Origin of the sequence: Streptomyces chrestomyceticus JCM 4735 (assembly GCF_003865135.1) — a bacterium.
Classification (GTDB): Bacteria; Actinomycetota; Actinomycetes; order Streptomycetales; family Streptomycetaceae; genus Streptomyces; species Streptomyces chrestomyceticus.
The window spans coordinates 4768431-4793880 of the sequence record NZ_BHZC01000001.1 but is presented as its reverse complement, the minus strand read 5'-3'; the positions used below and the strand labels follow the sequence as shown (position 1 = coordinate 4793880).

Genomic DNA, 25450 nt, shown 5'->3' with positions numbered 1-25450 from the left:
GCTCAGACTCCCGTCTCCGCGGCTATCCGCCCCTTCCTGATGGCCGCGACCAACTCCGCGTGATCCGCCTCCGTACGGTCCGCGTAGGCCACCGCGAAATCGGCCAGCGCCTCGTCCAACGCCTCCCCCTTGCCGCAGTACCCCGCCACCACCTGCGGATCGGCACTGTGCGCGTGTGCCCGGGCCAGCAACGCGCCCGTCATCCGTGCGTAGTCGTCGATCTGGTCGCCGGCGAGGGCGGCCGGGTCGACGCTGCCCTTACGGTTCCGGAACTGCCGCACCTGGTAGGGCCTCCCCGCCCCCGCCCCCCGCCCCCACCCCGCCTTTCGTGTCGTGTCCCCGCCCACCGCTCGGCCCGCCGCCAGCCCGACGGCTCCCCCTCGCCCCGCCCCCATCCCACGCCCCGCTCTGCCTCTGCCCCCACGCCCCACTCTGGCCCCCGCTCCCCGCCCCGCCCTGCCTCTCGCTCCCCGGCCCACCAAGCCCCTCGATCTCCGCCCCACCACGCCCTGCGCCCCACGCCTCGCCATGCCCCTCGCGCCCCGCCCCACCGCTCTCTACGCCGCACGCCTCGCCGTGGCCCGCATCCCATGCCCCGCCATGGCCATCGCCCCAGGCCGTGCCCCACCCCACAGCCCGCGCCCCACCATGGCCCTCGACCACCGCGTCGCTGCAACCCTCGGCACACGGCTCAGCCCACGTCTCACCCACGCCCTCAGCCGTTGCCCCAACCACCGGTCCGGCCCACGCCCGCCCCATCCCCTCAGCCGACGACCCAGCTCGCGGTCCAACCCACGTCTCTCCCGCCCCTTCGGCTGTCGCCCCAGCCTTCAGCCCGTCCCCCGGCCGCCCCAGTTCTTCGGCCGATGCCCCCGCCCCAGGCCCTGCCGACGCCTCGCCACGCCTTCCATCCCCCGCCTCAAACCCCGCCTGTCCCCGAGGCTCACCCTGCCCCGCACTCCACGGCGCGCTCTCCCCGGCGTCCCGCACCTCGTCCCGAGAATCAGGCCCCGCATCGGGCCACACCCCGGGCTGCAGCTCACGTCCCCTCTCGTCCCGCGTCTCAGGTCCTAGCGACCACGTCTCGGTCCACTGCTCGGTCCGCCCCTCAGCCCACTCCTCGTCCCTGCCCTCGCCACGCCCCCGCTCACGTGCCCGAGCCACCTGCTCACCCGCGCCACCACCGCCCCTACCGCTTCCCGCGTGCGGCTCGTAGACCGTTGTCCAGCCGAGCAGGCTGTCGCTCACCACCTGCATGTGCCGCTGCCCGCGGACGATCCGGCGGCCCTCGTGTGCGACCACCGGTGCGGGGAAGCCGGCTTTCTCCACGTACGGGGTCAGGGCCGAACTCTTCGCCTCCTTCACCTGGAGCACCAGTGGCTCACCGCGGTGATCGAGCAGCAGGACGACGTACGAGCGCAGGCCCACACTGCCCGTGCCCACCACCCTGAACGCCACGTCCTGCACCTCGTACCTGGCCAGCAGCGGGAGCCGGTCCTCCGGCAGCGTGTCCAGGTAATCGGCGAGCGAGGAGACGACCGCGGCGGCCTCCGCGTCCGGTATTCGCCGCAGTACGGGCGGAGCGTCCACGAACCTCCTGCCGCCGCCGGGTATCTCCTCCGTAGCCTTCGCCGCGAACCGCGCACTGGTGTTCTTCCGCGCCTTGGCCACCACCCGCTCCAGCGTGCCCAGCAGGTCGCGGGCGTCCGCGTGGGAGACCAGTTCCTCGTCGGCTATCGCGTTCCAGGCGTCGGCGGCCGACATGCCCGCCAGCAGCCGCATCGTGCGCCGGTACGCACCCACCGCGTCCCGGGCCGCCTCACGGCACTGCTCCTCACTCGCCCCCGCCTCCCGGCCGGCCAGCACCAACGAGGCCACGAGCCGCTTCAGGTCCCACTCCCAGGGCCCGTACAACGTCTCGTCGAAGTCGTTGAGATCCATCACCAGCTTGCCGCGGGCATCGCCGTAGAGACCGAAGTTGGCCGCGTGCGCGTCCCCGCATATCTGCGCGCCGATGCCGGTCACCGGGGTGGTCATCAGGTCGTACGCCATCAGGCCGGCGGTGCCGCGGAGGAAGGCGAAGGGGCCGGCGGCCATGCGGCCGACCCGTATGGGCACCAGTTCCGGGAGGCGGCCGGCGTTGGACTCCTCGACGGTCGTCACCGCGTCGGGCCGCCCGGCGTCCGGCGTGAACCGGCCGTGCGCGGACCGTGGTGCCCGCTCCCGGAGCGCCTTGCCGACCGCCTTCGGCGCGGGCCTCCGCGCGTCCGGCTTCGCGAACCCCGTTACGTACGGCAATCGCGTCATCGCCGCCACCTCCCCCTTCGTACCCCTGCCCCGGCCCCGGACCCCGTCGTCCGGCCGCGTCGGAACGTCCGCGGAAACCGGTGGTCTGCCGCCGGTTGCCGGGTCGCTGTCTCCGCCGCGTGTTCACGACGGTACAGACAGGCCCCGCCTTGCGGCAGGGCCTGTGGATAACTCTGTGTGACGGATATGCGAGATGGATCTGTGAGGCGGATCCGTGGGCTGATTTGGGGGCAGATCTGTGGGGCGGGGTGGGAAGAGGCGAGGCGGGGCGCGGCACCTGCTGCGGTTGCCTTACAGCTCACTCGGCCCGGCCGACCCGGCTGGCCCGGACGAATCGAGCGGGTCGCTCGGCCCGGCCAGCCCGGCCAACCCTGCCGGCCGGGACGACTTGCTCATCCCCGCCGACTCGATCCCGATCGGTTCAGACTCCGACCGCCTCTTCCATCTCCTCCTCTGCCTCCTCAGCCGCCTTGGTCCGCCCGGCCCGCTCCGCGTTCTCACCGTCGCCGGCTCCCGCGGCGTGGGCGGGCCGGCGTTCCGGCACCGTTGCGGCCACGGCGGCCGCGGCCACGGCCGTCGCGTTCTGTGCCGCGGCCGCCGCCGCGCGCCGGCGGCGCGCCTCGGCCAGGGATGCCACGCCGATCATCACGAAGCCCACGACCAGCCACAGCACCAGCGTCCAGACGTGCCCGGCCAGCCCGTTGTTGTCGAAGTAGACGTGGCTGCGGGTGCCCTCGACGAAACCGGCGCCGTTCCAGAACGCGTGGAGGGAGGCGAAGAAACCGTTCTGCAGCTCGGGGCGGAAGACGCCGCCCGCCGAGGTGAAGTTGAGCATCACGAACAGCGCCATGACGCCCAGCGTGGTCCAGCGCTTGAGGAACGTGTGCAGGCCGGTACCGATCAGCAGGATGCCCGCCGAGTACAGCCAGGCCATGGACCACAGCCCCCACAGCCCGTGGTCCACGAGGTGGAAGACCGGTCCGGCGAAGAGCGTTCCGAGGATGCTGACCACGAAGGAGGTACCGACCGCCAGCGCCGCGCGCAGCCGGATCGGCAGGACGGCCCCGGCGCCGCCGATCACCGCGACCGAGGCGTACGAGCCGATGCTGACCGCGACCATCAGGAAGAAGATGCCCTGGCCCGTCGGGTCGTCCTCGGCCGGCGGAGCGACGTCGGTGACCTTGAGCGGCGCACCCTGCTGGGCCGCGACGGGGGTGAAGATCTTCTGCACCACGGTCGCCGTGGTGTCGGAGCCGGCGGTCGCGACCACCAGTTCCGGCGCCGCCTTCGCACCGGCGGCGGACGCGCCCTCGTGCTTCACGGCCGTACCGCCGTCGTCCTTAACGCCGGCCCCGGCGCCGTTCTTCGCCGCCGACTCTCCGTCCTTCGGGGCCGACGCCCCGCCGCTCGCCCCGGCCGGTGCGCCACCGCCGGAGGAGTGCGCGTCCATCACGTACGCGCCGAAGATCTCCTGGTGCTTCAGTTGGTCCACGGCCTCGGCCCGGCTGCCGACCGTGCGGACGTCCAGGCCACCGTGCGCCTTGTCGCTGATCGACTGGGCGAGCACCTGCGCCTGGGACCCCGAACCGACCACGGCGACGGGCAGGTGGTGCGGCTCGGGGTGCGCGAACGCACCCAGGTAGGCCAGGCCCATCCCGATGCACATCAGCAGCGGGGTGACCAGGTGGGTCAGGACGTGCCGCAGATCGGCTCTGTGGTCGGGGCGGTGGTGGTCAGGACGTCGGACCGAACTCATGCGTCGTGCCTTCTCAAGCTAGTCGCTCAGCATCGAGTAGTTGGCTTATACAACTCTCACTTCACGTTGTACTATACAACTACTTCAACGAAAGGCAAGCACCCGTGGCCCGCAGAGACGAATCCGTCGAGACCATCCAGCAGGAGATGACCGCGTTCGCCCGCCGGGCACGCGCCACCGCCGCCCGCATGCACCCCGAGCTCTCGCTCGTCTCCTACACGCTGCTGGCGCATCTCGACGACCAGAAGGGATGCCGCGCGACCGACCTCGCCGCGCACTACCTCCTGGACAAGTCCACGGTCAGCCGGCAGATCTCCGCCCTGGAGAAGCTCGGCTTCGTCGAGCGCCGCGTCGACCCGGACGACCACCGTGTCCAGGTGCTGCACCCCACGGTCAAGGGCGCGCAGATGCTGGCCAATGTCACCGCCAGCCGCCGCCAGGCGTTCCACGAGCGGCTCGCCGACTGGGACGAGGAGGACCTGGACCGTTTCGCCTCGTACCTGCTGCGCTACAACGCCGCGCAGGCACGGCTGGGCTGAGCACCGCAGACGGACCCGCGCCCCTGCCGCCGTCTCTCCCGCTCAGCCCCGGAAGCGTGCCGGGCACTGCCCTCCGTCGGCGAGGTACGTCTCCGCCCACCGGGACAACTCCTTGAGCGCGGGGTCGAGCGCCCGCCCCGCCTCGGTCAGGCGGTACGAGACGCGCAGCGGCGGGCCGCCGTCCACCTCGCGCACGACCAGACCGGCCGCGGACAGCTCCGTGAGCCGGTCCGAGAGCATGCGTTCACTGATTCCGGGGACCGCCCGCCGCAGCTCGGCGAAGTACACGGGGCCGTCCAGCAGGACAGCCACGACCAGGCCGGTCCACCGCTTCCCCAGCAGCGCGAAGACCCGCGTCATGCCGGTGTCCACCTGCCTGCATGCCTCTTCGCCGCGCTCTGTCATACGCCCAGGTTACTGCTCCGACGTTGGGTACTGAGGAAAAGTAAGCTACTGTTCTATCCATAGGTACGAACGGAAATCTTCCGTAGGCCGCATGCCGGCCACGACCGAAGGACCGCATCATGGCCACGCTCCTGCACCTCGACTCCTCTCTCTACCCGGCCGACGGATCCGCCTCCCGCGCGGTGACCGCCGCCTTCCGCAAAGCATGGGAGGAGCAGCACCCCGACGGCACCGTCGTCTACCGCGACCTCGCCGCCACACCGCTGCCGCACCTGGAGGCCGCTGGATTCACCGCCGCCTTCAGCGCCCCGGAGGACCACACCCCGGAGCAGCGGGCCGCTTTCGCGCAGCGCCTCGAACTGGTGGAGGAGCTGGAGCAGGCGGACGCAGTCGTCCTCGGCGCCCCCATGTACAACTTCACGATTCCCTCCACCGTGAAGGCATGGCTGGACCACGTGATCATCATGGGCCGGACCACCGGGGACGAGTCCACGCTCAAGGGCAAGCCGCTGACCGTCGTCACCAGCCGTGGCGGCTCGTACGCCCCGGGCACGCCCCGCGCGGGCTTCGACTACGTGCAGAACTACCTGGAGGCCGTGCTCGGCACCATGTTCGGCATGGAGGTCGACTTCATCGTCCCCGAGCTGACGATGGCGCCCACCAACCCCGCGATGGCGGACCTCATACCGCTGTACGAGGCGTCCCGCGACAAGGCTTTCCAGGAAGCCGCCGACAAGGCCAAGGCCCTCGCCACGCGCCTGGCCGCCTGACGCACGCGTCGCTACGGGCACGCGGCTGGCCGCCCGCCCCGTCGCTACGGACCCGCGTCCGGTCGCCTGACCCGTCGCTACGGACCCGCACTTCGCCGCCTGACGCACCGCGCCCGGCCAGCCCCGCACAGGACCCGCACGCGCCCAACACCTGCCCGGCCCGGACATGATCCGGGTCGGGCCGCTCTACGCCCCCGACTCCGCGTCGCGCGCGAGCAACGCCGCCTGTACCCGGTTCTCGCAGCCCAGCTTGGACAGGATCCGGCTGACGTACGTCTTCACCGTCGCCTCGCTCATGTGGATCCGCTCACCCGCGTCGGCGTTGGAAAGCCCCTCGCCGAGCAGGGACAGCACCTCCTTCTCCCGTTCCGTCAGGACGGACAGCCGCCGCCTGGCCTCCTCCGCACGCCGTGCCGTACGCGTCGCGCCGGTCTCGCCGCCCGCACCGCTGCCGTGTGCCACCAGCGAATCGGCCACGTGCCGGGTCGCCACCGGCGACATGTAGGCATGGCCGGCGGCCGCGGCACGCACCGCCCGGATCAGTTCGTCCGGCGCGGAGTCCTTCAGCAGGAAGCCCGCGCTTCCCTCGCCCATCGCCCGCAGGACGTTCTCCCGCTCCCCGAACGTCGTCAGGATCAAGGCCCGTACGGCGGGTGCCGCGCGGCGCAGTTCGGCGAGTGCCGTCAGCCCGTCCATGACCGGCATCTGGATGTCCAGGAGCACCACGTCCGCGCCATGGACCCGCGCGGCCTCGACCGCCTCCCTGCCGTTGCCCGCCTCCGCCACGACCGCGATGTCCTGGTCGGAGGTGAGGATCATCCTGATACCGGCTCTGATGAGCGGCTCGTCGTCGGCAACGATCACCCTGATCACGCGGGCTCCCGCACGGGCTCGGTCGGTTGTTTCCACGGACAGCGCCATCTTCCCCCCATTCACGCGCCGGTCCGTCCCGGCCGCCCTCAGACCTTCCCCACGAAGGTCTGCTTCTCCACCAGCTTCCCGTCCTTGAAACAGAACCGGAACGCGCGCTCCTCCGCCCAGTCATCAGACGGTTCGTCGGACGCGAACGTCGCGCAGCGCGCGCCCTCCGGCTTCGCGGGCCCCTGGTCGTTCAGCTCGCTGTTCAGGAACGACTCCTCCGGCAGTTGTCCGCGCACCTCGTCCTCCGGCGCCCCGGTCTTCAGCCGCTCGAAGGTGGCCGGTGACACCGAGCTCTCCTCCATCGCCTTGAAGAGCTCGACCGCTCCCCACGCGGTCACCAGGCCGAGGACCACGACCACGCCCGCCGCCAGACCGCACCCGACGGCGAACCCGCTGCGCCTCGGCTCCCCGCGGAACCTCGCCGTGTCGGGCGCCGCATACACCCGGGACCAGTCGATGACCGGCTTACCGTCCTTGCCGGTACGCACCACAGGACGCCCGCGCCCGGTGTCCGGGAAGCCGCCGATCGGAGCATCCGGACCGCCCGGGCCGCCTGACCCGTCCGGGTCGGCCGCCGCCCCTGCCGTTTCCGCCGTCGGTACGGGCTCCCTGGCCGTCGCCGACACCGCCACCGGCCCGTACGGCAGGACCCCGGCGAGCCGGAAGCCGCCGCCCGGCACCGGACCGCTGTGCACCATGCCGCCCACCAGCCGTGCCCGCTCCCGCAGCCCCGTCAGCCCCTGGCCGCCGCTGACCTGGGGACCGCCGGCCGCGCCCGGCGGCACCGGCCCGTTGACGACCTCCACCAGCAGCGAGTCGGGCTCGTAGCGCAGCGCCACCGCCACCGGCGCCCCCGACGCGTGCTTGTGCGCGTTGGTCAGCCCCTCCTGCACGATGCGGTACGCGGCCCGGTCGACGGCCGGCGCCAGCGCGCGCGGCTCCCCCGACCGGGACACGGATATTCGCGCCCCCGCGCCACGCGACGCCTCGGCCAGCGCGTCCACCTGGTCCACCCCGCGCTGCCCGCGCCCGGAGCCGTGCCCGCGCCGATCGCCGGATGTGCTCCGGCCGTGTCCTCGTGCTCGTCGCGCAGCAGGCCCACCACCTCCCGCAGTTCGCGCATCGCCGCCACCGAGGCCCCGCGCAGCACGCCGACCGCCTCCCGCTGCCGCCCGTTCAGCTCGGAGTCCACCTCCAGCGCGCCCGTGTGCACGGCGATCAGCGTGAGCTGGTGCCCCAGGCTGTCGTGCATGTCCTGCGCGATGCGCTGTCGCTCGCGCAGCCGCGTCTGGCGGGCGATCATCGCGTTCTCCCGCAGCAGTTGGGTGCGCTGCGCGTGGAGCGTCTCCACCAGGGTGCGGTTCTGCGACCAGTAGCGGCTCGCGATGCCCGGCATGGCCACTATGGCCAGGAAGGACACCGCCAGGATCATCAGCTTCTCCGGCGACACCAGCGGGAGATCCTGGACCACCGGCACCACCGTGCTCACCACCAGGGCCACCGCGAACACCGCCAGCGCTCGCGCGCTGCCCGCGATCCGGCGCCCGGCCGACCACCCCGCCACGATCAGCAGCACCGTCATCCCCGCGCACGGCCAGCTCAGCGCCGCCGCGATGATCAGGACCGTGCCGGGCAGGGCGCGGCGCAGCGGTGCGAGCACCACCACCGCGCCGGTCACCAGCCACGTACGGACGTCGCCGTTGTCGCTGAGCTTCTCCATGCCGAGCGCGATCAGCCCCAGCAGCAGTGCCAGCAGCGACTCACCGACGACGCGGTACGGCGGCCACTGCTCGGGACGGGCCAGGCACCGCCACCCCCGCCCGGCCGCCGCCCGGACCTCCGCGAGCCGGACCGCCGTCGTACGGGCCGCCGCCCGGACCGCCGTCGTACGGGCCGCCGCCCGGACCGCCGTCCTGCGGACCGCCGCCCCGTCCGCCACCTGTTCCTTCCCCCTGATGTTCACGTACCGAGCGTAGGCACGCCCCGCCCACCGACACAGTCACCATTCGTCGCTCCCTGCCGCAACGAAAGTCGCGGCCCCGAAACCCCACCGCCCCCGCACACCTGCCCCGTCCCCACCTCTGTCCCCCCCTTCACACCCTCCCCGCGCCCGGCCCCCGCCCCACCCCCACCGCGACCAACGCCCCCACCGCCAGCGCGCCCCCGCTCCACAGCACCGCGGTGATCCCCCAGCCGTCCGCCACCCGGCCCCCGCCGAAGGCCCCCAGGGCGATGGCCGCGTTGAACACCGCCACGAACAGCGCGGACGCCGCCTCCCGCGCCTCCGGGGCCACCACCATCAGCCAAGTCTGCGTACTGACCGACACCCCTCCGTACGCCAGCCCCCAGACCGCCAGCAACGCCGCCGCCCCCGGCACGCCCACCCCCAGCACGGGCACCAGCAGCACGGCCCCGGCCAGCACCGCGCTGATCACCACCAGCGTGCCGCGCGGCGACCGCCCCGCACCCGCACCGCCCACGAAGTTGCCCGCCACCCCCGCGACCCCGTACACCAGCAGCAGCGTGCTGATCACCCCGGGACCGACCCCGGACACCTCCTCCAGCACCGGCCGCACATACGTGTACGCGACGAAGTGCCCGCCTACCAGGAGCGCCACCACCACCAACCCGGTCCGCACCCGCGCGTCGTGGAACAGCCGCAGCACCCCGCCCAGCCGTACCGCCCCCTCGGCCGGCAGCGGCGGCAGCAGCACGGCCAGCGCCCCCGTGACCAGCGCCGCCAGCACACCCACCACCACGAACGCCGTACGCCACCCGCCCAGTTGCCCGATCAGCGTGCCCATCGGAACCCCGAGCACCGACGCGGCAGCCACCCCACTGAAGATCAACGATGTCGCCGCGGCCACCGACCGCGCCGCCACCAGCCGCACCGCGAGCCCCGCCGCCAGCGCCCACACACCGCCCATGCCCAGCCCGACCAGCACCCGCGCCGCCAGCATCACCCCGAAGCCCGGCGCCCACGCGGCCAGCAGGTTCGCCGCCGCGAGCATCACCATCAGCCCGCACAGCACCACCCGCCGGTCCGCCCGCCCCACCGCCAAAGTGAGCACCGGCGCCCCCAGCGCCGCCACCACGCCGGCCACCGTGAGCGTCAGCCCCGCCGTACCGTCCGTGACCCCCAGCGCGCCCCCGATGGGCGTCAGCAGCCCCACCGGCAGCATCTCCGACGTCACCACCGTGAACGTGGCCGCCGCCAGCGCTCCCACCGCGGGCCACCCCGCGGCCCGCCGCAACTCGCCGTCGCGGCCCGCCGTTTCCTCGATCGTCTCCATGTCCCCCAGCCAATGCGCAGCCGCCCGCGGGAACAACGGCGAACCCCTCACGCTTCCATGAGCGTGGCTCATCGATCCCGGAGTACCCGGAGTACCCCTTCCCCCCGGAGCATCACCGTGCCCGTCACCTCCGGCGGCCTGGAGATGCGCGAGCTGGAGTGCTTCCTCGTCCTCGCCGAAGAACTGCACTTCGGGCGCACCGGCGCACGCCTGTACGTCTCCCAGAGCCGCGTCAGCCAGCTCGTCCGCGCCCTGGAACGCCGCGTCGGAGCCCGCCTCGTCGAGCGCACCAGCCGCCGCGTACGGCTCACCCCTCTGGGTACGGACTTCCTGGCCGGCCTGCGCCCCGCCTACGACGCCCTGCGCGGCACGGTCGAGTCCACCGTCGCCGCTGCCCGCGGCATCGAGGGCCGGCTGCGCATCGGCTTCCAGGGGACCGCCGACGACCGCATCATGCGGGCCATCGACACCTTCCACACCCGCCACCCCGGATGCGCCACGGAGATCGTCGAAATCCCGCTCCAGGACCCCTTCGGCCCGGTGCACCGGGGCGAGGTCGATGCCGCCGTCGTCCTGCTGCCCGTCCAGGAACCCGGCCTCGTGCTGGGCCCGGTCTTCTCCGAGCAGCAGCAGACCCTGGCCGTCTCCGTACGCCACCCCTTCGCCTCCCGCGCCTCCCTCGACGCCGAGGACCTGGCCGACGGGCCGCTCGTCACCGTCGAAGGTCCCGCCCCCGAGTACTGGCGCTACGCCCAGGCCCCCACCAGCACCCCCGGCGGCCGCCCCATCCCGCCCGGACCCGGCGTCCGCACCCTCCAGGAGGGCCTCACCCTGGCCGCCGCCGGACGCGGCGCGATGCTGCTCTGCCGCCCCACGGCGGAGTACCACGGGCGCCGCGACATCACATTCGTACCGGTCAACGGGCTGCCGGACTCCGCGCTCGGACTCGTCTGGCACCAGGACCGCGAGACCGCGCGCACCCGCGCCTTCAGTACGGCCGTCACCGATGTGACGTAGCGCTCACCGGGGCGACGTAGGGGCGGTGGTGTGATGTAGAGCTCACTGGGCGTCAGTGGGGGTCCGGGGACGGCACGCCGTTTGGGGAATCCGGCGGAATAACGCAAGAACCCCGGTCCGGGGGTCCCGGGCCGGGGTTCTTATCTGTGCGCGAGGGGGAGTTGAACCCCCACGCCCTTTCGGGCACTGGAACCTGAATCCAGCGCGTCTGCCTATTCCGCCACCCGCGCATTGGGTGTGTCATCCGATTCTCTCACGCGATCCGGGGTGTTCCGTCCGGGTCTTGTGCGAGCGCCTTCCGACATGCAGAACATTAGCACGCTGTCGGGGGTGCAATCACATCCGTACTCCGGCACCCGCCCGTGACCTGCCCCGGAACCCCGTCGGGGCCCCTTCGTCACCCTTCGGCCGTCACCTGTCACCCCGATGCGCCCGCCATGACGACCGGCGCCCCGGCCCGGCCCCCGCACCCGTCACACCCCGCACCGCCCCCGCACCGACTCCCCCCTCTGGACGAGCCCCGGTCACCCCTCCGCCACATCCGGCAGTCACCGCCCACCCCGCTCGGTCACCGCCCCCGCCCTGGCAGTCGCCCGTCCGCCACACCCGACGACCGGCCTCGTCCGTCCCGGACCGGCCCGATTCCCGCCACCCCGACCGATTCGCGCCCCCCCGCACACCCCCGCCCGCATCCGCCCCCGCCTCGCCGCCCCACCCGGTCGGCGAACCCGGCGGTTGCGGGACACTGTGAGTGGGGCACATCTACGATCGCAGTGCCATCGCAACGCCGGCGCGGTCCCATCGCGAAGCCATCGCGGTGCCCGGGCCCGTCCCGGCGGCCGGCGGCACGGCAGGTTTCACCATGGCGGCACCGCGGTCCCATCGCGGTTACGCCGGAGTGACGCACCGGCAAGCAGCAGTGAGCAACCTTGTGAGGGGCGACACTCGTCCTCACGACGGGAAAGGGGAACCAGCCGATTTCCCGGCGCGTGGATACGATCAGTAAGCAGTATCAGGACGACCCTGTCGAAGACCGACCTGACGAAGACTGAGGAAGGAGGTGCCCCCGTGGGAGTACTGAAGCGCTTCGAGCAGCGTCTCGAAGGTCTCGTCAACGGCACCTTCGCCAAGGTGTTCAAGTCCGAGGTGCAGCCCGTTGAGATCGCCGGCGCGCTCCAGCGCGAGTGCGACAACAACGCCACCATCTGGAACCGCGACCGCACGGTCGTCCCCAACGACTTCATCGTCGAACTGAGCACCCCCGACTACGAGCGGCTCAGCCCGTACAGCGGCCAGCTCGGAGACGAGCTCTCCGGCATGGTCCGCGACTACGCCAAGCAGCAGCGCTACACCTTCATGGGCCCGATCAAGGTCCACCTGGAGAAGGCCGACGACCTCGACACCGGCCTGTACCGCGTCCGCAGCCGCACCCTCGCGTCCAGCACGTCCCAGGAGCACCCGGGTGCCGCCGCCGCGGCCCAGCGCCCCACCGCGCCCCGGAACAGCCCGTCCGGCCCCGGCGGTCATGTGGGTCCGCCCCCCATGCCCACCTCGCCGCCCGGTGCCGCCCCGCCCGCGTCCCGTCCGGGGGCGCCCGGCGCCGGTCCGCAGCCGGGCGCTGCCTCCGACGGCTGGTACCAGGGCCGGGGCGGCGCGGAGCGCGGCGCACCGACGCGACGCTGGATCGAGATCAACGGCAACCGCCACCAGATCTCCCGGTCGACCCTCGTCCTGGGCCGCAGCACCGACGCCGACGTACGGATCGACGATCCGGGAGTCTCCCGCCGGCACTGCGAGATCCGCGTCGGAACGCCGCCGACCATCCAGGATCTGGGTTCTACCAACGGCATCGTGGTAGACGGGCAGCACACCACCCGCGCTACGCTCCGCGACGGCTCGCGGATCGTCGTGGGCAGTACCACCATCGTTTACCGGCAAGCCGAAGGGTGAAGCGGGGGCAATGTCAGAGCTGACCCTCACGGTCATGCGGTTGGGTTTCCTCGCCGTACTGTGGCTGTTCGTCATCGTGGCCGTCCAGGTCATCCGCAGCGATCTGTTCGGCACGCGGGTCACGCAGCGCGGCGCCGCCCGCCGCGGCGGCCAGGAGGCGCGTTCGCAGCAGCGCCAGCAGGCCGCGCCGCCGCAGCAGCGCCGCCAGGAAGGCGGCCGCGGCAACAACCGTCAGCGCCGCGGTGCCCCCACAAAGCTGGTGGTCTCCGAGGGCACGTTGACGGGGACGACCGTCGCCCTCCAGGGCCAGACCATCTCCCTGGGACGCGCGCACGACTCCACGATCGTGCTGGACGACGACTACGCCTCCAGCCGGCATGCCAGGATCTACCCGGACCGTGACGGCCAGTGGATCGTCGAGGATCTCGGGTCCACCAACGGCACGTATCTCGACCGGACCCGACTGACGACCCCGACACCGATTCCGCTGGGCGCCCCGATCCGCATCGGCAAGACCGTCATCGAGCTGCGGAAGTAGTGCTACGTCATGAAAGAGCGCGAGCGGAGCGAGCGAGCCGTGGCGGTCCACTCGACGGACCCGAGCGTGCTCCCGACCGGAGGGTGGGCACCGTGCGGATGTACCCCGAGCCGACGGGCGAGGTGCGTATGAGTCTGTCACTGCGCTTCGCCGCCGGATCGCACAAGGGCATGATCCGGGAGGGCAACGAGGACTCCGGTTACGCCGGCCCGCGCCTGCTCGCCATCGCCGACGGCATGGGCGGCCAGGCCGCGGGCGAGGTCGCCTCGTCCGAGGTGATCTCCACCCTCGTCCAGCTCGACGACGACGTCCCCGGCTCCGACATCCTCACCTCCCTCGGTACGGCCGTCCAGCGCGCCAACGACCAACTGCGCGTCATGGTCGAGGAGGACCCGCAGCTGGAGGGCATGGGCACGACCCTGACCGCCCTGCTGTGGACCGGGCAGCGGCTCGGCCTCGTCCACGTCGGCGACTCCCGCGCCTACCTGCTGCGCGACGGCGTCCTGACGCAGATCACGCAGGACCACACCTGGGTGCAGCGGCTCGTCGACGAGGGCCGGATCACCGAGGAGGAAGCCACCACCCACCCGCAGCGCTCCCTGCTGATGCGCGCGCTGGGCAGCGGCGACCACGTCGAACCCGACCTGTCCATCCGTGAGGTACGGGCCGGCGACCGCTACCTGATCTGCTCGGACGGCCTGTCCGGCGTGGTCAGCCACCAGACGCTCGAAGACACCCTCGCCAGCTACCACGGCCCGCACGAGACGGTGCAGGAGCTGATCCAGTTGGCGCTGCGCGGCGGCGGACCGGACAACATCACCTGCATCGTTGCCGACGTCCTGGACGTCGACGCCGGTGACACCCTCGCGGGTCACCTCAACGACACCCCGGTCGTCGTCGGTGCCGTCGCCGAGAACCAGAACCAGCTCAGCGACCCCAGCACGATGCAGACGCCGGCCGCCCGCGCCGCCGAACTGGGCCGCCACCGGGACGCGCCGCAGAGCGCGCCGGGCGGCTCCTTCGGCCCGCCGGGCAGCGGCGACAACGGCGTACCGGGCCCGCCGCAGGGCTCGTTCGGCGCGTTCACGGACGAGGAGTTCCTCAAGCCGGAGCGCGGCCGGGGCCGGTGGATCAAGCGATCGCTGATCATCGTGCTGGCGCTGGCCGTGGTCGGCGGCGGCCTGTACGCGGGCTACCGCTGGACGCAGACGCAGTACTTCGTCGGCGCCAAGGACGACCACGTCGCGCTGTACCAGGGCATCAGCCAGGACCTCGCCTGGATCAAGCTCAACAACGTCGACGAGGACCACCCGGAGATCGAACTCAAGTACCTCCCCGTCTACCAGCGCAACCAGGTCAAGGAGACCATCGCCGTCGACAGCCGCAACCAGGCGGTCGACAAGGTCACCGAGCTGGGCAAGCAGGCCACCGCCTGCCGCTCCAAGGAGACGCGGGAAACGGCGGAGCGCGAGGCGGCGGCCCGTAAGAAGGCCGAGGAAGACGCCCGTAAGAACAAGACCGGCAAGCCCGGCGCGCCCCAGGCGACTCCGAAACCCACACCCACCACCAGCCAGACGCCCCCCTCCGAGGAGCAGCAGAAGCTGGAAAAGAATTGCAGCACCCAGCAGTGAGGGCGTAGGGGGCCGTAGAACTGATGAGCAGTACCACCACCACGACCACCGTGGGCACGATCGGTGCCCCGAGCCGCCGCAACACCGAGCTGGCCATGCTCGTCTTCGCGGTGCTCATCGCGGTGTTTGCGTACATCAACGTGGGCCTGGCCAAGGAGGGCTCGGTCCCGGCCGGCGTCCTGGGCTACGCCCTCGGCCTCGGCCTGCTGGCCGGCATCACCCACCTCGTCGTCCGCAAGTGGGCCCCGTACGCCGACCCGCTGATGCTGCCCATCGCGACCCTTCTCAACGGTCTCGGCCTGGTCTTCATCTGGCGCCTGGACCAGGAACCGCAGATCACCACCAAGCAACTGGGCGGCGCGATGGCGCCCGGACAGCTCATGTGGTCGACGCTCGGCGTCGCCCTCTTCCTCGGCGTGCTGATCTTCCTCAAGGACCACCGCGTCCTGCAGCGCTACACCTACATCTCGATGGTCGTCGCGCTGGTCCTGCTGATCGCCCCGATCTTCTTCCCGGCCAAGTTCGGCGCCCGCATCTGGATCACCATCCCCGGTGTCGGTTCGCTGCAGCCCGGTGAGTTCGCCAAGATCGTCATCGCGATCTTCTTCGCGGGCTACCTCATGGTCAAACGGGACGCGCTGGCGCTGGCCAGCCGCCGCTTCATGGGCCTGTACCTGCCGCGCGGCCGCGACCTCGGCCCGATCCTGGTCATCTGGGCGCTGAGCCTGATGATCCTGGTCTTCGAGACCGACCTCGGTACGTCCCTGCTGTTCTTCGGCCTGTTCGTGATCATGCTGTACGTGGCCACCGAGCGCACCAGTTGGATCGTCTTCGGCCTGCTGCTCAGCGCCGGCGGCGCGGTCGCGGTGGCCACCTTCGAGTCGCACGTGCAGGAGCGGGTGCACAACTGGCTCAACCCCCTGCAGCTCCTCAACGGCGGCGTCACCGAGACCGCCCAGGCCATGTACTCCTTCGGCTCCGGCGGCATCCTCGGCTCCGGCCTCGGCCAGGGCTACTCCCGCCTGATCGGCGGCATCGCCCCCAAGAGCGACTACATCCTCGCCACCGTCGGCGAGGAAGCCGGTCTCGCCGGCGTGATGGCGATCCTGCTGCTGTACGGCCTGCTCATCGAGCGCGGCATCCGTACGGCGCTGGCCGCCCGCGACCCGTTCGGCAAGCTCCTCGCCATCGGCCTGTCCGGCGCCTTCGCCCTCCAGGTCTTCGTCGTCGCCGGCGGTGTCACCGGCCTGATCCCGCTGACCGGTATGACGATGCCGTTCCTCGCCCAGGGCGGTTCCTCCGTCATCGCGAACTGGGCCCTGGTGGCCATCCTGCTGCGCATCAGCGACACCGCGCGCCGCCCGGCCCCGGCCCCCGCGCCCTCCACCGACGCCGAGATGACCCAGGTGGTCCGACCGTGAACAAGCCGCTGCGCCGCGTCGCCATCTTCTGCGGCCTGCTCGTTCTCTCGCTGCTCATCCGCGTCAACTGGGTGCAGTTCGTCCAGGCCGACGAGCTGAAGAACGACACGCACAACCGGCGCGTGGCCATCGAGCGCTACAGCCAGCCGCGCGGCAACATCATCGTCGACGGCAAGGCCGTCACCGGCTCGACCACCAACGAGAGCGGCGACTTCAAGTACAAGCGGACCTACAAGGACGGCCCGATGTGGGCGCCGGTCACCGGCTACGCGTCCCAGGCGTTCGGCTCCAACCAGCTCGAAAAGCTCAACGACAGCATCCTGTCCGGCACCGACGACAAGCTCTTCTTCAGCCGTACGGTCGACATGTTCACCGGCGAGAAGCAGAAGGGCGGCGACGTCGTCACCACCCTGAACGCCAAGGCGCAGAAGGCTGCCTACGACGGCCTGAACAAGAGCAAGGGCGCGGTCGCCGCGATCAACCCGGAGACCGGCGCGATCCTGGCGCTGGCCAGCACCCCGTCGTACGACCCCTCCACCTTCGCCGGCATGTCCGACAAGGACTCCAAGGCGTACAACGGGCTGCTGAAGAAGAACAACCCGGACGACCCGATGCTCAACCGGGCCCTGCGCCAGACCTACCCGCCGGGCTCCACCTTCAAGGTCGTCACCGCCGCCGCCGCGCTGGAGAACGGCCTCTACACCGACATCAACGCCAAGACGGACTCGCCGCTGCCCTGGTACCTGCCGGACACCGCGCACCAGCCGCTGAACAACGAGGGCAACATCCCCTGCGAGAACGCCAGCCTCAAGGAAGCGCTGCGCTGGTCCTGCAACACCGTCTTCGGCAAGATCAGCGCCGACCTCGGCAACAAGAAGATGAAGGCCGAGGCCGAGAAGTTCGGCTACAACAACCCCGAGGTCGACACCCCCGTACGGGCCGCCGAGAGCGTCTACCCGACCGACAACCGGCCGCAGAACGCGATGGCCGGCATCGGCCAGGCGTCCAACCGCGCCACCCCGCTGCAGATGGCCATGATCACCGCGGCCATCGCCAACGGCGGCAAGCTGATGAAGCCGTACATGGTCGACCAGCTCGTGGCCCCCAACCTCAACGTCGTGCAGCAGCACACGCCGGAGGCGATGAGCCAGCCGCTCAAGCCGGAGAACGCCCAGAAGCTCCAGGAGATGATGGAGGGTGTCGTCAAGAACGGCACCGGCACCAACGGCCAGATCGACGGCGTCACCGTCGGCGGCAAGACCGGCACCGCCCAGCACGGCGAGAACAACAAGGACAACCCGTACGCCTGGTTCATCTCCTACGCCAAGACCTCCAAGGGAACGCCGGTGGCCGTCGCCGTCGTGATTGAGGGCTCGGACACGCTCCGCGGCGACATCGCGGGCGGCAAGCTGGCCGCCCCCATCGCCAAGAAGGTCATGGAGGCGGTACTCGACGGCAAGAAGTGACCCCGGTCACGCCAATACCGGTCGGATATCAGGTGCCGGTCGCGACCGGGCCCCGCACGGCGTGCCGGGTACGGTATGCCCGAACAGCACACCGCCGGACCACACACGGGTGCGGTCGGGACTGACGGAGAGGGCTGGAGAAGCTTATGGAAGAGCCGCGTCGCCTCGGCGGCCGGTACGAGCTGGGCTCGGTGCTCGGCCGCGGTGGCATGGCCGAGGTCTACCTCGCGCACGACACCCGCCTGGGCCGCACCGTCGCTGTGAAGACGCTGCGCGTGGACCTCGCCCGCGACCCGTCCTTCCAGGCCCGGTTCCGCCGTGAGGCCCAGTCGGCCGCCTCGCTGAACCACCCGTCGATCGTCGCGGTGTACGACACCGGCGAGGACTACGTCGACGGCGTCTCCATCCCGTACATCGTCATGGAGTACGTCGACGGCTCCACCCTGCGTGAGCTGCTGCACTCCGGCCGCAAGCTGCTGCCCGAACGGTCGCTGGAGATGACCATCGGCGTGCTCCAGGCGCTGGAGTACTCCCACCGGGCCGGCATCGTCCACCGTGACATCAAGCCGGCCAACGTCATGCTGACCCGCACCGGCCAGGTGAAGGTCATGGACTTCGGCATCGCCCGTGCGATGGGCGACGCCGGCATGACGATGACGCAGACCGCCGCGGTCATCGGCACGGCGCAGTACCTCTCGCCCGAGCAGGCCAAGGGCGAGCAGGTCGACGCCCGCTCCGACCTGTACTCGACCGGCTGTCTGCTCTACGAACTGCTCACCGTGCGGCCGCCCTTCGTCGGCGACTCACCCGTCGCCGTGGCTTACCAGCACGTACGGGAAGAGCCGCAGCCGCCGAGCAACTTCGACCCCGAGATCACCCCCGAGATGGACGCCATCGTCCTGAAGGCGCTGGTCAAGGACCCCGACTACCGCTACCAGTCGGCGGACGAGATGCGCGCCGACATCGAGGCGGCCCTCGACGGGCAGCCGGTCGCGGCGACCGCCGCCCTCGGCGCGGCCGGCTACGACCAGGACCAGCCGACGGCGATGCTGCGCCCGCAGGACCCGGCCGGCCAGACGTCGATGCTGCCGCCGATGAACCCGGACGACGGCGGTTACGGCTACGACGAGCGGCCCGACCGGCGCCGCGGCGGTGGCGGCCAGAAGAAGAAGCACACCTCCACGATCCTGCTCGTCGTCGCGGGCATCCTCGTCCTGGCCGGTGCGATCTTCATCGGCAAGGCGATGTTCAGCAGCACGAACACCAACAGCGACGTGAAGGTGCCGGAGCTGACGGGGAAGACCCTGGAACAGGCCAAGGCGGCCGGGGTCAACGGCGGCTTCAAGGTCTCCAAGGGCGGCAGCACCGCCTGCGAGAACGTCGAGAAGGACCAGATCACCAAGCAGGAACCGGCCGCCGGCGGCACGGTCGCCAAGGACGAGACGGTGACGGTGACGCTCTGCACCGGGCCGGAGAAGGTCACCATCCCGGACGTCACGGGGCTGACCTTCGAGAAGGCGAAGGACGACCTGAAGAACAAGGGCTTCGAGGACGTCCAGAAGACCGAGCGGGTCTCGGAGCGCCCGGAGGGCACGGTCGTCGACCAGGACCCCAAGGGCCAGAGCGAGGGCACCAAGAAGACCAAGATCACGCTGGTGGTCGCCAAGAAGTCGCCCACGACGACGGTGCCGCCGGTGACCGGTCAGGACTTCAACACCGCGCAGAAGCAGCTCACCGACCTCGGCTTCCAGGTCAGCAAGAACGAGCAGGAGGTCTCCGACCCGAACCAGGTCGGCAAGGTCACCGCGCAGTCCCCGGACGGCAACGCGCAGGCCCGGAACGGCTCCACGATCACGCTGACCGTCGGCAAGGCCGCCGAGCAGAAGCCGGTGCCCGCCGTCATCGGTCAGTCCGTCAAGGACGCCAAGAAGGCCCTGCAGGACGCCGGCTTCACGAACATCCAGTTCGCGGGCGGCAGCTCGCAGGACGACAAGGCCCGCGTGGTCAGCCAGGACCCGCAGCCCAACACCCCGTCCGCCCCCGGCTCCACGACGGTGACGCTCACCACGATGGGCGCCCCCACCGGGGACGACGACAGCGGTGACGACGGTGGCGGCGTCATAGGAGGCTGGTGGGGGCGGCACAACAAGCACTGACGGGGAAACCGTCGCCGCACGGGAAAGCCCCGGCGCCCTTCTCGGGTGCCGGGGCTTTGCCGTGTGCGGGGGCGGTACGGGCCCGGGATCAGTACCGTCCCGTGAGGGCCAGTGCCGCCCTCAGCGCAGTTCCTTCGGCGGGGTGCGCTCGGCGTCGACCTTCTCGGTGCGCTCCAGCTCGCCCCAGACGATGTAGCGGTACGTGGAGGTGTACACCGGCGTGCAGGTCGTCAGCGTGATGTAGCGGCCCGGCTTGCGCTTGCCGGACTCCTTGGGGACCTCGTCCAGGACGTCGACGTTGTACTTCGAGGTCTCGTCCAGGGACGCGTAGACCTTGTAGATGTACCACGTGTCCTTGGACTCGAAGACGATCGGATCGCCTTCCTTGAGCTTGTCGATGTTGTGGAACTTCGCGCCGTGCCCGTCCCGGTGTGCGGCGAGCGAGAAGTTGCCCTTCTTGTCCTGCGGAAGGGCCGACTTGACGGGCTCGGTGTAGTAACCGGCCACGCCCTCGTTCAGGACGTCGGGGTCGATGCCCTTCTTGACCAGCACCTCGCCGTTCTTCATCGCCGGGACGTGCAGGAAGCCGATGCCGTCCTTGGTGTCGAGCGCGCCGGGGCCCTTCGGCGCCTGTGCCCAGTTCTTGCGCACCGTGTCGCCCTGCTTGTGCGCCTCGCGGTCGGCGAGGACGTTCGTCCACCACAGCGAGTAGACGACGAAGAGGGCCAGGATCAGCCCCGCCGTGATCAGCAGCTCTCCGACGACGCTGACGACGGCGGCGATGCGCCCGCGCAGGCGGCGCGGCGGCGTGGACGCCGGCGGCTCCGCCGCCGTGCCGGTGTCCTCGTCGTGTCCGGTGGCAGTCACCGCGTGGTACCCCTCTTACGTTCGCTCAGCTGACGAGCGCATCCGGCTTGCCCTTGCTCCGCGGCCGCTCCTCGACCATCTTGCCCCAGACGATCATCCGGAAGGTACTGGTGAATTCGGGGGTGCAGGTCGTCAGCGTGAGGTAGCGGCCGGGGCGGGTGAATCCGGACCGCCTGGGCACCGGGTCGAGCACCGCGATGTCCCGCGGCGAGGTCTGCGGCAGGATGCTCTCCATCGTGTACGTGTAGTACGTGCTGCGCGTCTCGACGACGATCTTGTCGCCCTTGACCAGCTTGTTGATGTAGCGGAACGGCTCACCGTGGGTGTTGCGGTGCCCGGCCACCGCGAAGTTGCCCTGCTTGTCCCAGGGCATCGCGGTCTGCACGCTGTTCTTGTCGTAGTGGCCGATCATGCCGCGGTCCAGCACCGCGGGCTTGCTGATGCCCTCGGCGATCGGGACCTTCACGTCCAGCTTGGGGATATACATGATCGCGAAGCCCTGACCGGGCGAGAAGGCGTCGGGCTTGCGGTCCTCGCCGCCCTCGTCCCACTCGTGCTCCAGGTTGCTGGCGGTGCCGCCCGCCTGCTGGTGCGCCAGCACGTTCGTCCACCACAACTGGTAGGTGACGAAGAGCAGCATCAGCACGCCGAGGGTGATGAACACCTCGCCCACGGCGCGGCTGACGATGATGCCCGGGCTCTCCTTGCCGGCGCGTTCGGCGCGGCGTGCCTCCATCCGCGTCATGGGCGCGGAAGGCGTCCCAGCGGTCGAGGACGAGGCGTTCGCACCGGTCGAAGGGGAACCACGCCGTGCGCGCCTGTTACCGCGCTTGGCGGCCTCCTGGGCGGCTTTACGGCGTGCGGCGCGGCCACCGGTCGCCGGTGGCGTGGAAGCCGACGAGCCGGGAGCTGACGCCTGGGGCTCTGCGGGCTCTGTTTCACGTGAAACAACGTCCGGCCCGCCGTGTTCGCCAACTGGCTCCGCAGCCTGACGGAGTGCCATGGTCTCGGCGTCGTACGCCGGATCCGGACCGTCGGTGCCGACCGGGCCCGGTACGTACGGCGGGTCCAGGGACGGGTTGAGGAACGGGTCCGGCGCGGGAGCGGGGGCGGGCACGGGAGCCGTGGCCGGTCCCGGGGGCGGAGCCGGGCTCGCGGCCGGAGACGGGTTCGGGTTCAGGGCCGGTTCGGGAGCCGGGTACGGAGCCGGGTTCGGGTTCAGGGCCGGTTCGGGAGCCGGGTACGGAGCCGGGTTCGGTGCAGCCGTGTGAGCGGGCACCTGGCCCTGCCCGTACGGGGGCGCCGTGGTCCGGTCCGGTCCGGGTATCCCGCGGCCCCGGTCCTGGCCCTGCTGCGGCGCGGGAGGCGCCGCCGGGGCCTGATGCGGCCGGAACCACGGAGAACCGCTCCGCCCGGAGGCGGGCTGCCCGGACTGCGAAGGCTGCCCAGGCTGAGGGGACCGCATCGGCTGTACCGGCTGCCCAGGCTGTGAGGGCTGCCCGGACTGCGCCGGCCACTCCGACCCGGTCGGCCGCTCCGCCCCGGCGGGCCGCTCCGGCCGCGGACGTTCGTCCCGCCCGGTGCCCGGTCGGCCCGGCTGCGGCTCCCGCGCCGGCGGACGGCCGGGGAGCGGGTCCGTCAGCGGGTCGTCCAGCCGCCCGACGGCCGCCTCGAACGCCGCACGGTCGTACGAACCGTCGGCGTCACGCGACGGCTCGTAGGACCTCCCCTCGCGCTCGGGACGGAGGTCAGTCACGCGCCGACCTTGCCGACCACCGGGGCAAGCCCCGCCGAACGCTCCACCGCACCGGAGTCGCCGCACTCCACCAGCCAGTTGGCGAGCATCCGGTGGCCCCACTCGGTCAGGACCGACTCGGGGTGGAACTGGACGCCTTCGACGGGAAGTTCCCGGTGCCGCAGCCCCATCGCCACACCGGTCTCGGCGTCGTCGCCCGTCCAGGCGGTGACCACCATCTCGTCGGGAACGGTGCCGGGCTGCACGGCCAGGGAGTGGTAACGGGTGGCGGTGAAGGGGGTGGGCAGACCCTGGAAGACGCCCGCGCCCTCGTGGGAGACCAGCGACGTCTTGCCGTGCAGCAGTTCGGGCGCCCGGCCCACGACACCGCCGTAGGCGACCGCCATCGACTGCAGCCCGAGACAGACCCCGAAGACCGGCACGCCCGTGTCGGCGCAGTGCCGGACCATGTCGACGCAGACGCCCGCCTGCTCGGGGGCGCCGGGCCCGGGCGAGAGCAGGACGCCGTCGAAGCCGTCCTGCGCGTGCCGCAGCTCGACCTCGTCGTTGCGCAGCACCTCGCACTCGGCGCCGAGTTGGTAGAGGTACTGGACGAGGTTGAAGACAAAGCTGTCGTAGTTGTCGACCACGAGGATCCTTGCGGTCATCGGACGGTTCCCATCCCTCGGTCGACCGTGACGTCGTTGAAGGGGAGCAGCGGCTCCGCCCACGGGAAGACGTACTGGAAGAGCACATAGACGATCGCCAGCACCAGCACGAGGGAGATCAGCGCCCTCACCCATGCGTTCCCCGGCAGATGCCGCCAGATCCAGCCGTACATGCTGTCGCTGCCCCTACTTGCCGATGACGATGACCGTGTCGATCGATGTCGATCGCTCCACCAGACTAAAGGGCGAGGGCGGCGGCCGGGGGATCAGCCGGTCAAAGCCGACGGCCGTCCGCGCTCCACGGGTTGGGTGGAATCCAGGTGCGCCCAGACGATCAGCCGGTGGCTGTGGCCCCACTCCGGCTCGCAGGTCGTCAGGGTGAGATAGCGACCAGGACCGTTGTATCCCGATTTGCGGGGTACGGGGTCGATCACCCCGATGTCGGTGGGCAGCGTCGTCCAGGGGCGCCGGTCGATCCGGTACGTGAACCAGGTCGCGCCGTCCGTGAGCACCACCGCGTCGCCCGGCCGCAGTTCGGGGAAGTCCTTGAACGGGTCGCCGTAGGTGCGGCGGTGCCCGGCGACCGCGAAGTTTCCCGTCGCGCCGAGCCGTGCGGTGCGGTCGTAGTGCCCCAGGCCCTTCTTCAGGACGTCCGTCCCGGTGCCCTCCAGTACGGGCTTGCTCCAGTCGGCGCCGAACCGCGGGATGTACATCACGGCGAAGGACTTGCCGTTCTCGTACCGCGGTGATCTCCCGGCCTTGTCGGGCTGCCCGGTGGCACCGTCCGGCGACGCGGAGGCGACCGGGCCGGTGGACCACCGGTCCTGGAGTGCGCCGATCTCACTGTCCATCGCGCTGTCCGCCCGTACGCCGGTCCAGAACAGGACGTACACCACGAAGAGAACGATCAGCGTGCCGACGGTGACGCACACTTCGCTGAACGTCCGTACGACCAGCCGCGCCGCCGTGCCGGGCCGCCTCCCCCCGCCGGGCCGGCCTCCCGTCCCGGACCGCACCACCGCCCTGGACCGTGCCGTCATCGCGGACCGCCCCCTCCCCGGCCGCCGGCGCCGGTGCGGGCGGCCGGCGGGTCACGGCTTCACAGGCTGTGCGTAGTGGAGATCCACTGTGCCGGAGTAGCCGGGCAGAGTCACCGTCTCGTGCTGGTCGACTTTCCAGCCGAGCCCGTAGGCGTTGACGTACTGCATGTAGTTCTGGATGGCCGGCGAGGCGGTCAGCGCCCTGCTCAGCTTCTCGCGGTCGCCGACGGCGGTGACCTTGTACGGCGGCGAGTAGACGCGGCCCTGGAGGATCAGGGTGTTGCCCACGCAGCGCACCGCGCTGGTGGAGATCAGCCGCTGGTCCATGACACGGATGCCCTTGGCACCGCCCTGCCACAGCGCGTTGACCACGGCCTGCAGGTCCTGCTGGTGGATGACCAGGTCGTTGGGCTGCGGCTCCGGCACGCCGGGGATCTTCGCGGTGGCGTTCGGCGGGGCGTCGGTGAGGGTGACGGTCAGGCCCTGGCCGTCGACCGGCTTGGTGCCCGCGTTCTTCTCCAGCGCCGCCAGCCTGGCGTTCTCGGCCGCCGAGTTGCCGCTGTCCTGGTGCGCGAGGGTGTCGACCTCGTCGCGCAGCGCGGCGTTGCGCTCGTCGTGCGCGCCGTTCTTGTGGCTGCGTTCCTGGATGAGGTCGGACAGCCGCAGCATCGAGTCGTCGGAGCGCAGGTCCGTGCCGCGCGCGGTGTCGAAGCTCAGCCAGAAGATCAGCCCGGCGAGCGCGAAGACGCCCAGGGTCAGCAGGCGCACCGGCCGCAGGCGGCGGCGCGGCGGGCGGCCGGGGGAGTCAGCGGAAGTGCTCAACGTACCCTTGCTCCTTACGACGCCGCGGAAGCACTACGCTAACGGACGCCCGGGGAGGGAATCCGCTCCCCGTCGCGTCCCCGCCCGGCCCGCGTCATGCATCATCCGCCCTCAGTGCGGTCACGCAGATCATCGACAGGAGAGTTCC

General features: G+C 71.2%; 22 protein-coding genes, 1 tRNA gene and 1 pseudogene. 9 read left to right on the top strand and 15 right to left on the bottom strand.

What is annotated here, in order from left to right; all coding sequences use genetic code 11:
- Positions 1 to 2: 2 nt before the first annotated feature.
- The 3 genes and pseudogenes from EJG53_RS20615 to EJG53_RS20605 all read right to left on the bottom strand — a co-directional run.
- A pseudogene (locus EJG53_RS20615) lies at positions 3 to 296 on the bottom strand (DUF2252 family protein); the annotation flags it as partial.
- Positions 259 to 2307, bottom strand: coding sequence for a DUF2252 domain-containing protein (locus EJG53_RS42630; RefSeq protein WP_244955245.1), 2049 nt, complete (start codon positions 2305 to 2307; stop codon positions 259 to 261). The pseudogene EJG53_RS20615 and the gene EJG53_RS42630, both read right to left, overlap by 38 nt.
- A gap of 421 nt (positions 2308 to 2728) precedes the next feature.
- Complete coding sequence (locus EJG53_RS20605) at positions 2729 to 4063, bottom strand: ABC transporter permease (protein ID WP_125046062.1); 1335 nt, start codon at positions 4061 to 4063, stop codon at positions 2729 to 2731.
- A gap of 104 nt (positions 4064 to 4167) precedes the next feature.
- Here EJG53_RS20605 and EJG53_RS20600 point away from each other — a divergent pair, with 104 nt between their 5' ends.
- Positions 4168 to 4602, top strand: a complete 435-nt coding sequence (locus EJG53_RS20600) for a MarR family winged helix-turn-helix transcriptional regulator (protein ID WP_031013157.1) — start codon at positions 4168 to 4170, stop codon at positions 4600 to 4602.
- A gap of 42 nt (positions 4603 to 4644) precedes the next feature.
- Here EJG53_RS20600 and EJG53_RS20595 read toward each other — a convergent pair whose 3' ends face one another.
- A complete protein-coding gene (locus EJG53_RS20595; protein WP_125046061.1) occupies positions 4645 to 5007 on the bottom strand; it encodes a winged helix-turn-helix transcriptional regulator in 363 nt (120 codons plus the stop codon).
- A gap of 119 nt (positions 5008 to 5126) precedes the next feature.
- Here EJG53_RS20595 and EJG53_RS20590 point away from each other — a divergent pair, with 119 nt between their 5' ends.
- A complete protein-coding gene (locus EJG53_RS20590; RefSeq protein WP_125046060.1) occupies positions 5127 to 5777 on the top strand; it encodes an FMN-dependent NADH-azoreductase in 651 nt (216 codons plus the stop codon).
- Positions 5778 to 5963: 186 nt separating this feature from the next.
- Here EJG53_RS20590 and EJG53_RS20585 read toward each other — a convergent pair whose 3' ends face one another.
- The 4 genes from EJG53_RS20585 to EJG53_RS20570 all read right to left on the bottom strand — a co-directional run bounded on the left by EJG53_RS20585 (position 5964) and on the right by EJG53_RS20570 (position 9991).
- Positions 5964 to 6650, bottom strand: coding sequence for a response regulator transcription factor (locus EJG53_RS20585; protein WP_125046059.1), 687 nt, complete (start codon positions 6648 to 6650; stop codon positions 5964 to 5966).
- Between the two features lie 86 nt (positions 6651 to 6736).
- Positions 6737 to 7654, bottom strand: a complete 918-nt coding sequence (locus tag EJG53_RS42625) for a sensor histidine kinase (RefSeq protein ID WP_244955244.1) — start codon at positions 7652 to 7654, stop codon at positions 6737 to 6739.
- Positions 7576 to 8661, bottom strand: coding sequence for a sensor histidine kinase (locus EJG53_RS42620; RefSeq protein ID WP_244955243.1), 1086 nt, complete (start codon positions 8659 to 8661; stop codon positions 7576 to 7578). Before EJG53_RS42620 ends, EJG53_RS42625 begins: the two co-directional genes overlap by 79 nt.
- 130 nt (positions 8662 to 8791) lie before the next feature.
- Positions 8792 to 9991 carry an MFS transporter gene (locus EJG53_RS20570; protein WP_125046057.1) on the bottom strand — a complete coding sequence of 400 codons (1200 nt, stop codon included), beginning with the start codon at positions 9989 to 9991 and terminating at the stop codon, positions 8792 to 8794.
- 144 nt (positions 9992 to 10135) lie between these two features.
- On the opposite strand from EJG53_RS20570, the gene EJG53_RS20565 reads away from it, so the two are divergent.
- Positions 10136 to 11008: a LysR family transcriptional regulator gene (locus tag EJG53_RS20565; protein ID WP_125049472.1), complete on the top strand. Its 873-nt coding sequence runs from the start codon at positions 10136 to 10138 to the stop codon at positions 11006 to 11008.
- A 146-nt stretch (positions 11009 to 11154) separates the two neighbouring features.
- Here EJG53_RS20565 and EJG53_RS20560 read toward each other — a convergent pair.
- Positions 11155 to 11239 (bottom strand) — tRNA-Leu (locus EJG53_RS20560).
- 837 nt (positions 11240 to 12076) lie between these two features.
- On the opposite strand from EJG53_RS20560, the gene EJG53_RS20555 reads away from it, so the two are divergent.
- From EJG53_RS20555 to pknB, 6 genes are all read left to right on the top strand, one after another.
- Positions 12077 to 12958, top strand: a complete 882-nt coding sequence (locus EJG53_RS20555; RefSeq protein ID WP_125046056.1) for an FhaA domain-containing protein — start codon at positions 12077 to 12079, stop codon at positions 12956 to 12958.
- A gap of 10 nt (positions 12959 to 12968) precedes the next feature.
- A complete protein-coding gene (locus tag EJG53_RS20550; RefSeq protein WP_030017036.1) occupies positions 12969 to 13496 on the top strand; it encodes an FHA domain-containing protein FhaB/FipA in 528 nt (175 codons plus the stop codon).
- Positions 13497 to 13624: 128 nt separating this feature from the next.
- Positions 13625 to 15127 carry a PP2C family protein-serine/threonine phosphatase gene (locus tag EJG53_RS20545; protein WP_125046055.1) on the top strand — a complete coding sequence of 501 codons (1503 nt, stop codon included), beginning with the start codon at positions 13625 to 13627 and terminating at the stop codon, positions 15125 to 15127.
- A gap of 23 nt (positions 15128 to 15150) precedes the next feature.
- On the top strand, positions 15151 to 16548 hold the full coding sequence (locus EJG53_RS20540; RefSeq protein ID WP_031007824.1) for an FtsW/RodA/SpoVE family cell cycle protein: 1398 nt from the start codon (positions 15151 to 15153) through the stop codon (positions 16546 to 16548).
- Entirely contained in the window at positions 16545 to 18014 is a 1470-nt protein-coding gene (locus EJG53_RS20535; protein WP_125046054.1) for a peptidoglycan D,D-transpeptidase FtsI family protein, read from the top strand. The genes EJG53_RS20540 and EJG53_RS20535 overlap by 4 nt, the downstream gene beginning before the upstream one ends.
- A 146-nt stretch (positions 18015 to 18160) precedes the next feature.
- Positions 18161 to 20170, top strand: a complete 2010-nt coding sequence (gene pknB / locus EJG53_RS20525; protein ID WP_125046053.1) for a Stk1 family PASTA domain-containing Ser/Thr kinase — start codon at positions 18161 to 18163, stop codon at positions 20168 to 20170.
- Positions 20171 to 20290: 120 nt separating this feature from the next.
- Here pknB and EJG53_RS20520 read toward each other — a convergent pair whose 3' ends face one another.
- From EJG53_RS20520 to EJG53_RS20500, 6 genes are all read right to left on the bottom strand, one after another.
- Positions 20291 to 21037 carry a class E sortase gene (locus tag EJG53_RS20520; protein ID WP_125046052.1) on the bottom strand — a complete coding sequence of 249 codons (747 nt, stop codon included), beginning with the start codon at positions 21035 to 21037 and terminating at the stop codon, positions 20291 to 20293.
- 25 nt (positions 21038 to 21062) lie between these two features.
- Complete coding sequence (locus EJG53_RS44180) at positions 21063 to 22502, bottom strand: class E sortase (protein ID WP_125049471.1); 1440 nt, start codon at positions 22500 to 22502, stop codon at positions 21063 to 21065.
- Positions 22503 to 22789: 287 nt separating this feature from the next.
- Complete coding sequence (locus EJG53_RS20510; protein ID WP_125046051.1) at positions 22790 to 23440, bottom strand: aminodeoxychorismate/anthranilate synthase component II; 651 nt, start codon at positions 23438 to 23440, stop codon at positions 22790 to 22792.
- Positions 23437 to 23571 (bottom strand): hypothetical protein, encoded by a 135-nt coding sequence (locus EJG53_RS43380; protein ID WP_280526827.1) that lies wholly within the window; start codon positions 23569 to 23571, stop codon positions 23437 to 23439. The genes EJG53_RS20510 and EJG53_RS43380 overlap by 4 nt, the downstream gene beginning before the upstream one ends.
- A gap of 135 nt (positions 23572 to 23706) precedes the next feature.
- Positions 23707 to 24480: a class E sortase gene (locus EJG53_RS20505; RefSeq protein WP_244955242.1), complete on the bottom strand. Its 774-nt coding sequence runs from the start codon at positions 24478 to 24480 to the stop codon at positions 23707 to 23709.
- Between the two features lie 51 nt (positions 24481 to 24531).
- Positions 24532 to 25302, bottom strand: a complete 771-nt coding sequence (locus EJG53_RS20500; protein ID WP_031007813.1) for a DUF881 domain-containing protein — start codon at positions 25300 to 25302, stop codon at positions 24532 to 24534.
- Positions 25303 to 25450 lie beyond the last annotated feature (148 nt).